Annotated in this window: 7 protein-coding genes; 5 read left to right on the plus strand and 2 right to left on the minus strand. The window is 69.9% G+C overall.

What is annotated here, in order from left to right; all coding sequences use genetic code 11:
- Positions 1-85 precede the first annotated feature (85 nt).
- The 4 genes from NU1_RS07390 (at position 86) to NU1_RS07405 (ending at position 5,048) form a co-directional block, all read left to right on the plus strand.
- Entirely contained in the window at positions 86-1,675 is a 1,590-nt protein-coding gene (locus NU1_RS07390; protein ID WP_067518697.1) for a phytoene desaturase family protein, read from the plus strand.
- Positions 1,676-2,024: 349 nt separating this feature from the next.
- Positions 2,025-2,843, plus strand: a complete 819-nt coding sequence (locus NU1_RS07395) for a carotenoid biosynthesis protein (protein ID WP_067518699.1) — start codon at positions 2,025-2,027, stop codon at positions 2,841-2,843.
- Between the two features lie 3 nt (positions 2,844-2,846).
- Positions 2,847-3,635, plus strand: coding sequence for an LppM family (lipo)protein (locus NU1_RS07400; protein WP_376701322.1), 789 nt, complete (start codon positions 2,847-2,849; stop codon positions 3,633-3,635).
- A 318-nt stretch (positions 3,636-3,953) separates the two neighbouring features.
- Positions 3,954-5,048, plus strand: a complete 1,095-nt coding sequence (locus tag NU1_RS07405) for a glycosyltransferase family 2 protein (protein WP_245719981.1) — start codon at positions 3,954-3,956, stop codon at positions 5,046-5,048.
- A 384-nt stretch (positions 5,049-5,432) separates the two neighbouring features.
- On the opposite strand, the gene NU1_RS07410 is transcribed toward NU1_RS07405, so the two are convergent.
- Positions 5,433-6,203, minus strand: coding sequence for a hypothetical protein (locus NU1_RS07410; protein WP_067518706.1), 771 nt, complete (start codon positions 6,201-6,203; stop codon positions 5,433-5,435).
- Between the two features lie 75 nt (positions 6,204-6,278).
- Entirely contained in the window at positions 6,279-7,277 is a 999-nt protein-coding gene (locus NU1_RS07415) for a methylenetetrahydrofolate reductase (RefSeq protein ID WP_067518707.1), read from the minus strand.
- Positions 7,278-7,489: 212 nt separating this feature from the next.
- On the opposite strand from NU1_RS07415, the gene NU1_RS07420 reads away from it, so the two are divergent.
- Positions 7,490-8,611 (plus strand): polyprenyl synthetase family protein, encoded by a 1,122-nt coding sequence (locus NU1_RS07420; RefSeq protein WP_067518711.1) that lies wholly within the window; start codon positions 7,490-7,492, stop codon positions 8,609-8,611.
- Positions 8,612-8,692: the final 81 nt, after the last annotated feature.

The following is an 8,692-nucleotide window of genomic DNA, read 5'->3' on the forward strand; positions in this document are numbered from 1 at the left end:
CGCGAAGCGTGGATACCGAGGGTCTCCGCATCGGGGGCGCGGTTTACCCCGCGGGCGCGAGAACCGCGGGCGGCGAGGCACCGGCATGAGCGTCATCGTTATCGGCTCCGGGCACAATGCCCTGGTCGCAGCCTGTTATCTCGCCCGTAACGGATATGCGGTGGAGGTGCTCGAGCGCGATACCGTGATCGGCGGGGCAGTCTCCACCGTCGAGCGGTTTCCCGGGCATCAGGTCGATCGCGGATCGTCGGCGCACATCATGGTGCGGCACACCGGGATCGTCGAGGAGCTCGAACTCGAGCGGTTCGGATTGCGGTATATCGATTGCGATCCCTGGGGTTTCGCGCCCGCGCCACCCGGCGGCACCGCACCGCCGCTCGTATTCCACCGGGATGTGGACCGGACCTGCGCCTCCATTGCCGCGGCCTGCGGGCAGCGTGACGCCGACGCCTACCGGCGGTTCGTGCGGGTGTGGGGTGCGCGCAGCGCCCGGGTGATGCGGTCCTTCGCCGGTGCGCCCACCGGTGGTCGGCTGCTGCGGTCGTTCTGGGGACTCGACGCCCGCGATGCCGCCGGAGCGAGCGGACGCGGCGATGGCGCGGCACTATCGCGGGAATTCCTGCAAACCGGAGATGCCCTGCTGGACAGCCTTTTCGACAGTGAACGGCTGAAAGCGGCGCTGGCCTGGTTCGGCGCGCAATCCGGACCGCCCATGTCCGAACCCGGTACCGCGCCCATGGTCGGGTTCGCGGCACTCATGCATACCGTGCCGCCCGGTCGCGCGGTCGGCGGCAGCGGGGCGCTCACCCAGGCGCTGGCGGCGCGACTGCGCGCCGACGGTGGCGTGGTGAGCACCGGCGACGCGGTCACCGCCCTCGCCCGCGACGGCCGGGGCTGGCGGGTACGCACCGACAGCGGCCGAAACCTGCGCGCCGACACCGTCATCGCGGGCTCGCATATCCTCACCACCCTCGACCTACTGGAACAGGGCGGATTCGACGCCACCACCCTGGCCGACTGGCGCCGCCGCATTCGCGTCGGCCCCGGCATCGGCATGGTGGTGCGTGCCGCCACCACCGACCTGCCCCGATATCCGGGTGCCGAGACCGCCGACTCCGCGCACGGGCTGCAACTTCTCGCCACCGACCGTCGGCACCTGCGCCGCGCCCACGGTGCCGCGATGGCCGGCGACCTCCCGCCGCGCCCGGTGGTCCTGGCCATGAGTTTCAGCGCCCTCGACCCGACCATCGCCCCCGCCGGGGAACACCAACTCTCGCTCTGGGCGCAGTGGCACCCCTACGCCCTGGCCGATGGCACCGACTGGAGCGCCCACGCCGACCGCGAAGCCGATCGCATCATCGCCGAGGTGGAGGCCCACGCCCCGGGATTCGCCGATACGGTCGTGCATCGCTTCGTCCAAACGCCCGCCGATCTGGAACGCGAAATGGGCCTGCGCGGCGGCAATGTCATGCACGTCGAGATGTCCCTCGACCAGATGTTCATGTGGCGGCCCCTACCGGAATTGTCGGGCCAACGCGTCCCGGGCGCACCCGGCCTGTACCTGACGGGAGCCTCCACCCACCCGGGCGGCGGCGTCTCCGGAGCCAGCGGCCGCAGCGCAGCGCAGCTGGTGCACCGCGACCGGCGTCCCCGTTTCCGCCTGCCGCGCCGATGAACGGCACGGCGGCCCACCTCGGCTCGGATCCGGCACTCACCGCGACGAATTCGCCGCCGGTACGGCGATTTCGCGGCAACTCGACGCCGTCTTGCCGCAACGGAGCCCACCACAGGTACACCATCACAGCGTTCCCGGTGGCCGGATCGGCTCTCGGGACAAATCCGGCGGTAACCGGTGACCAGCGCGGTGACTGTGCCCGCCCGCAGGCCGTTCCGAGGCGAGTTCGGTCGCAATCCACCACGATCGATTGCCGCGCCGGGGATGGAGCCCGCCGTCGGTGTGTCGCGATGACGCGACGACGACGCGACGGAATACCGCGGCCTCGACCCGCCGAATGGGGGCTGCGATGAAGTGGACCGCGACGGTGACACACCGCTCGGCGGCGCGGTGGCCGGTGGCGGTGGTGCCCGCCGTGCTGCTGGTCGCCACGCAGATTCTGTATCCGCTCACGTCCGGGGCGGCGCGGGACCGGGTGACGGTCGCGGTTGTCTTGCTGTCGGCCGGAACGGCTTTGACGCATGCCGCGCTGACCCGTGGATTTCGGTGGGCTGTCGGGTTGCTGGTGATCCTCTCGGGGGTCGGCCTGCTGGCCGAGATCGTGGGGACGGCCACGGGATTCCCGTTCGGGTGCTACGAGTACGCCAGCGGGCGGATCGGGCCCGCGGTGGCGGGGGTGCCGGTGGTGGTGGCGCTCGCCTGGACCGGCGGGGTGTATCCGGTGTGGGTGGTCGCGGGGAAGTTGTATTCACGTGTGGGGGTTCGGGTTTCGATGACGGCGCTCGGGGCCGTCGGATGGGATCTGTTTCTGGATCCGCAGATGGTGGCCGCCGGGCTGTGGACGTGGTGTTCGCGCTGGCCGGGACTGCCGGGGTTGGCGGACATACCGGTGACCAATTACCTCGGCTGGTTGGCGGTTGCGCTGGTAATGGCCGGGTTGCTGGCGGTGTGGGAGCGGACCGCGGCCGAGCCCACCGATGTGGTGGTGCCGGTGGCCGTATTCCTGTGGACCTGGCTGGGGTCGGCGCTGGCACACGCCGTATTCCTGGGACTGCCGGTATCGGCCGGATACGGCCTCGCCGGGCTCGCGGTGCTGGGGATCCCGCTGGTGCGGGCGCTGACCGCCCGTCGAATCACGCTGCGGCCCTCGGGCCATGGCACGATATGAGCCGTGCAGCCGAGTCCGAACATCGCCAATACCGACGAGCCACTCGTGACCGTGCCCTCCTCGCGGCGACCGCGCAGAGTCGTACGGGTCGTGGCCGTGCTGTTGTTCGCGGCGCTGTGCGTACCGCTGCTCGCCGGATGTCTGCGGGTGCAGGCGTCCATGGGTGTGTCGTCCAATGACCGGGTCTCCGGGCGGCTGGTGGCGGCTTCCATCCCGCAGGGTGATCAGGACAAGGGTCCGGAGCTCAAAGCACCGGAGCAGCTCACCGCCAAGATTCGGGTCGAGCCGTACTCGCAGGACGGGTACGTGGGCAGTCAGGTGTACTTCGAGGATCTGACCTTCGGTGAGGTGCAGCAGCTGGGCGCACTGTCCGACCAGACGCAGGGCATGTTCAACCTGCAGTTCAGTCGGCACGGTGACCTGGTGAAACTGACCGGCCGCATTGATCTCAAGAGCCTGCCGCCGCACGGTTCCGACGTGCAGTTCACCGTCGCCTTCCCGGCGCGTGTCGGCACCACCAACGGCACCCGCGAAGGCGACTCCGTGGTCACCTGGAAAATGCCCGCCGGTGACGTCTCCACCATCCGCGCCGAGGTCGGCTACTCCGACCCCAATACCCGCTCCTTCGCGGGCTGGGCGGGCATTGTCGGCGGCATTACCCTCGCCGTCGCCGCCGTCGTCGGTGTCCTGGCGTATATGAACCGCAACCCGGACGCACCGGAATACGTGCGCGCCGCCCGCTGGATACGCCCCCACCGCTCTTCGACCGGACCTCGCCCGCCCGGCGAGTGAGAGACGATATCCCCGCCATGCGCAGATTCGGTCGACAGCGGCGAGTCCCGCGCCGCGGAACACCCGAGGCGGTGCCCGCGTGACTGAGCAGGTGGCCGAAAGTACCGCACGTTCCAGGACCGAACCGCCCCGTCGTCCCGGCGCGCTTCGTGGCGGGGATCCACACCGCGCGGTGCCTGTTCGGGTGCGGATTCCGGCCAAAAGCATGCCGGAATGACGAGGGGCGTTGCACGCAGGGCTTCTCGGCAGCGATCTCGGATTGCCCTGGCAGAGAAGGTGGTACGGGCTGGCACGGCGATCGCCGGGCTCAATGCGGCTGTGGCACTGGCAAATCGACTGACCATGCCGCAGCTGCGCACCGGGTACGGCGTGATCGAGCCGGTCACCGTCTGCGTTCCCGCGCGTGACGAGGCCGATCGGCTGCCCGGGCTGATCGCGGATCTGCTTGTACAGCAGGGGGTTCCGCGACTGCGGGTGTTCATCCTCGACGACGGGTCCACCGACGGCACCCAGCGGGCTGCCCTGGAAGCCATCGGCGACGATGAGCAATTCACGGTGGTGCGCGATGACACCGATCCGCCGGTCGGCTGGAACGGGAAGACGGCCGCCTGCGCTCGGCTTGCCGAGATCACCGAACCGACCGCCCCCGGGGCGCTCATCTTCCTCGACGCCGACGTGCGACTGGCACCCGGTGCGCTGGCCGCCGCCGTCACCGAATTACGGCGCAGCCGAGCGGCTCTGGTGTGCCCGTGGCCGAATCAGCGCGCCGAATCCCCCGTCGAACTCCTGGTGCAGCCATTATTGGCCTGGTCGTGGGCCGCCACCCTCCCGATCGTGGTCGCCAACCGAACGCTGCGCCCGTCGACGGCGGTGGCGTGCGGACAATTCCTCGTCTTCGACACCGCCGCATACCAATCCATCGGCGGCCATACGGCGGTCGCGGCCGAGATCACCGAGGATCTCGCCATCGCCCGCGCCCTCCGCCACGCCGGACACCACACCACCCTCACCGCCGCCGGACCCCTCGCCAGCACCCGGATGTACCGCAGCGCAAGCGAACTCGACCAGGGCTACGCCCGCTGGCTGTGGTCTGCCTATGGCGGCCCGGTGGGTAGCACCGCCATCGCCGCGACCGCCGCGCTCGCCTACTGGGTCCCCCCGCTGGCGGCCATCGGTGGCCGGGGCCGCCTTCGTCGCATCGGTCTACTCGGCTACGCCGCCGCGGTCGCCGCCCGACTGCTGGCCCGCTCCACCGAGACCCACGGCCCCCTCACCGCCACCGATACCGTTGCGGCCCTGGCACACCCGCTATCGGTCGCCGCCTACCTCCGGCTCACCTACCGCTCACACCGTGGCCACCGTGTCGGGGCGCTGACCTGGAAGGGCCGAACCCTGCGCGAGCGTCCCTGCTGAGATCGAGATCGCGATATCGCCTTGCCGCTTCGTCATTCCGGCGAGCTTTTGGCCGGAATCCACACCGCCGCCGTAGTGGATCCCGGCCAAAAGCATGCCGGGATGACGGGAGCGCGGTGCGCCGACACCACGTCGTCGACCCCGCGATCGGCACTGCCACGACCCCACGGCCTGCGCGGCGCACTCGACTCTGCGGTGCCGACGCGCGTCCGGCGAGTCCGGCGTCCAGCGCGTCCGGCGAGTCCGGCGTCCGGCGAGTCCGGCGAGTCCGGCGTCCAGCGCGTCCAGCGGTGCGGAAGACAGGTCGCCAGTGTGGGGGCGCGCGCCGGCGGGAAAGCACTTGGCCGGTGCGGAAACCGCGTCGCCTACTGAGCGGCGAGTCGATCAGGGAACGGCCGAAATCCCCACGGTGGGCAGGAAGACGCAGGAGGCCGTGCCGTTGCGGACCACGCCGAAGACGGCGGCGAGAACCGTGCCGGATCCGGTATCGACGGGAACGGCGCGGACGCCGCCCTGGGGCAGGGCGGAGGCGAAGAAATCGGTGATCGCCTGTTCCACCACCGGGCGGAGTACGACCGGGACCTGCGGCGGGACCATCCCGTGCAGGACCTGGGCGAGCGAACCCATCGGGACCAGGCCGAACTTGCCGGTGTCGGCATTCATCCAGGCGACATGCATACCGGAGGTGTCGGCGCTGTCCGGGTCGAGGCCGAACGGTACGAAGGCGAACATGGTTTGCCCCGCCTTCACGGCGGACAGGTCCAGGCCCGGGATATCCATGGCGAACCGCGGCCACGGGCCGGGGATCGCACCGGCGAGGGCGGGCGCGAGGCCGAGAGTGGTCGAGTTCAGGCAGAACGGGGCCGCGGTCGGGTACAGGAACGGCTCCACGCCCAATTCCTGCAGGCGGTCGACCGAGTCGCCGTACGCGCTGAGCCAATCGCTGCCGGCCCCCGTTTCCATGGCCGTCGCGATCGCCGCGGCGGCAGTGTCGGCCGAGGCGGCAGCGTCGGACGACGCGGCAGTGGGGGAAATCCCCTGCGCGACACCGGGTTGCGCCGCGCCGTCGGCCGGAACCGCCGATGCGGGACCGGCGAGCGCCGCGCAGATACCGAATACGCCGACAATACGGACGAGGTCGTGAACTCTGGGCATAGCTCTCCTCAACTCGCGGTCGAGTCGGACGCTACTCCCGTGACCAGCGCTTTTCGGGGATTTACCCCGGCGCGGTCAGGCCCGGACCGGTGTCGGGGACACCGTGTAACCGAGGTTCGCCAGCACCTCGCTGGTGGCCTTGGCGAAATTGAGCGTAATGAAGTGCAGACAGGGCGCACCCTCGTCAATGAGGCGCTGCGCCATCTCGGTGGCGATCTCGATACCGGCGGCGCGGACGGCCTCGCGATTCTCCTCGGGTCCGGTGCCCGCGGCCTTGCGCAGCCGCTCGATCACCCGCTCGGGCAGGGCGCGGCCGGACAGTTCCTCGGCGCGCTGCACGGTACGCAGCGAGGTGATCGGCATGAGCTCCGGAATGATCGGCTTGGCGCCGTCCACCGGATCGGCGGTCAGCGCGCGATCGCGCAGGCGCAGGTAGTGATCGACGTCGAAGAACATCTGCGTAATCGAATACTCCGCGCCCGCACGCAGTTTCGCCACCAGGAACCGGGTGTCCTCATCGAGGTCGCGCGAACGCGGATGCCCCTGCGGGAACGACGCCACACCCACATGGAAGTTGCCCAGCTCGCGCACCATGCGCACCAGCTCATCGGCGTACTCGACGCCCTCGGGATGTTTGATCCACTCACCCAGCGGATCGCCCGGCGGATCGCCGCGCAGAACGAGCAGATTGCGGATACCGGCATCGGCGTACGCGCCGACAATCGAACGCAGCTCGGCAACACTGTGATCCACCGCCGTCAGATGCGCCACCGTCAGCAGCGTGGTCTCCCGCGCCAACTGCCCGGTCACCCGAATCGTGCGGTCGCGGGTCGACCCGCCCGCCCCGTAGGTCATGGAGACGAATGCCGGATGCATCCGCTCGAACTCCCGCGCGGCCCGCCACAGGCGCGCCTCACCGGCAGCATCACGCGGCGGATTGAACTCCACCGAAAACGGAATCGACCCATCGGGCCGCGGTCCCAGCTGCTGCACCACCGAGGGAGTTCCGGAGACCTGCAGCGTGCGGGAAACCCGGCCTGGGGTCGAAGATCCCCGTACGTTGTCGAAACTCACCGATCCAGTCTAGTGGGCGGGGTTCGCCGATCACGTCACACCCAACCTCCGGCTCACTGCGAAGGGCGGAGTCTGTGCCGTCCCGGCGGCGGCAGCGGCATTCGGCGCTGGGTAAAGTCGAGCGCGAATGCACTGCGGCCAACCGAGGTCGCGGCCGCGACGAATCACTTCCGCCAGCGCGGCATCCGAGCACAGCAAGCCAGGAGGTCCCCGTGTCCGCCGGACCCGGAACGCCGACCCGTCCCCCGGCCACCCCGGTACCGGGTGGAGGCTCGCTGGTCACCGCCGTCGAACAGCGGCTATCCGACTTCTTCGTGGGACGTCGGCCCCTGGTGGAACCCCTCGGATCGGTCTTCGTGGACGCGGCGCGGGCGCTCGAGGATTTCGTGCTGCGCGGCGGTAAACGAACTCGGCCCGCCTTCGCGTGGACCGGATGGCTCGGTGCGGGCGGTAACCCCGATGATCCGGCGGCCGACGCGGTGCTCACCGCCTGCTCGGCCCTGGAATTGGTGCAGGCCTGCGCCCTCATTCACGACGACATCATCGACTCCTCGCGCACTCGGCGCGGGTTCCCCACCGTGCATGTCGACTACGAGCAGCGGCATCGGGGGCTCGGTTGGGCCGGGGACGCCGCCCACCACGGCGCCAGCGTCGCCATCCTCATCGGCGATCTGGCGCTGGCCTGGGCCGACGATATGACCCGCGAGGCCGGACTCGACGCCGCCGCACAGGCGCGGTTCGCGCCGGTCTGGGCGGCCATGCGCACCGAGGTGCTCGGTGGGCAACTTCTCGATATCCACGGTGAGGCGGGCGGCGACGAATCGGTCGCGGCGGCACTGCGCATCAACCGCTACAAAACCGCCGCCTACACCATCGAACGGCCGCTGCACCTGGGTGCCGCACTGGCCGATGCCGATGCGGAACTCATTGCCGCATATCGGGAATTCGGCACCGATATCGGTATCGCCTTCCAATTGCGCGACGATCTGCTCGGCGTCTTCGGCGATCCGGCCATTACCGGCAAACCCTCCGGCGACGACCTGCGCGAGGGCAAACGCACGGTACTGGTGGCCGAAGCCCTGCGGCGCGGCGACGAGACCGACCCGGCCGCGGCGCGATTGCTGCGCGCGAGCCTCGGTACCGATATCGACGCCGACCAGGTAGCCCGATTGCGCACCGTCATTACCGAACTCGGTGCGGTGGACGCGGTGGAGCGGCGAATCAGCGACCTCACCGAACGCGGACTCACCGCCCTGGCGGACAGCACCGCAACCGATGCGGCCAAATCGCAATTGCGCAAGATGGCGCAGGCGGCCACCGCCCGCGCCTACTGACGGACAGTGCACTGACGGTGCTCGAACACGAACCTCCCTCGCCATCTCGGCATGCTCCCCACGCCATTCCGGCATGCTTTT

The organism is Nocardia uniformis NBRC 13702 (assembly GCF_001613345.1).
Classification (GTDB): domain Bacteria; phylum Actinomycetota; class Actinomycetes; order Mycobacteriales; family Mycobacteriaceae; genus Nocardia; species Nocardia uniformis.

Excerpts from the sequence above, each read along its gene's own strand:
- NU1_RS07395 (WP_067518699.1), top strand. The coding sequence starts at position 2,025 with ATGAAGTGGACCGCGACGGTGACACACCGCTCGGCGGCGCGGTGGCCG.
- NU1_RS07390 (WP_067518697.1), top strand. The coding sequence starts at position 86 with ATGAGCGTCATCGTTATCGGCTCCGGGCACAATGCCCTGGTCGCAGCC.
- NU1_RS07410 (WP_067518706.1), bottom strand. The coding sequence starts at position 6,203 with ATGCCCAGAGTTCACGACCTCGTCCGTATTGTCGGCGTATTCGGTATC.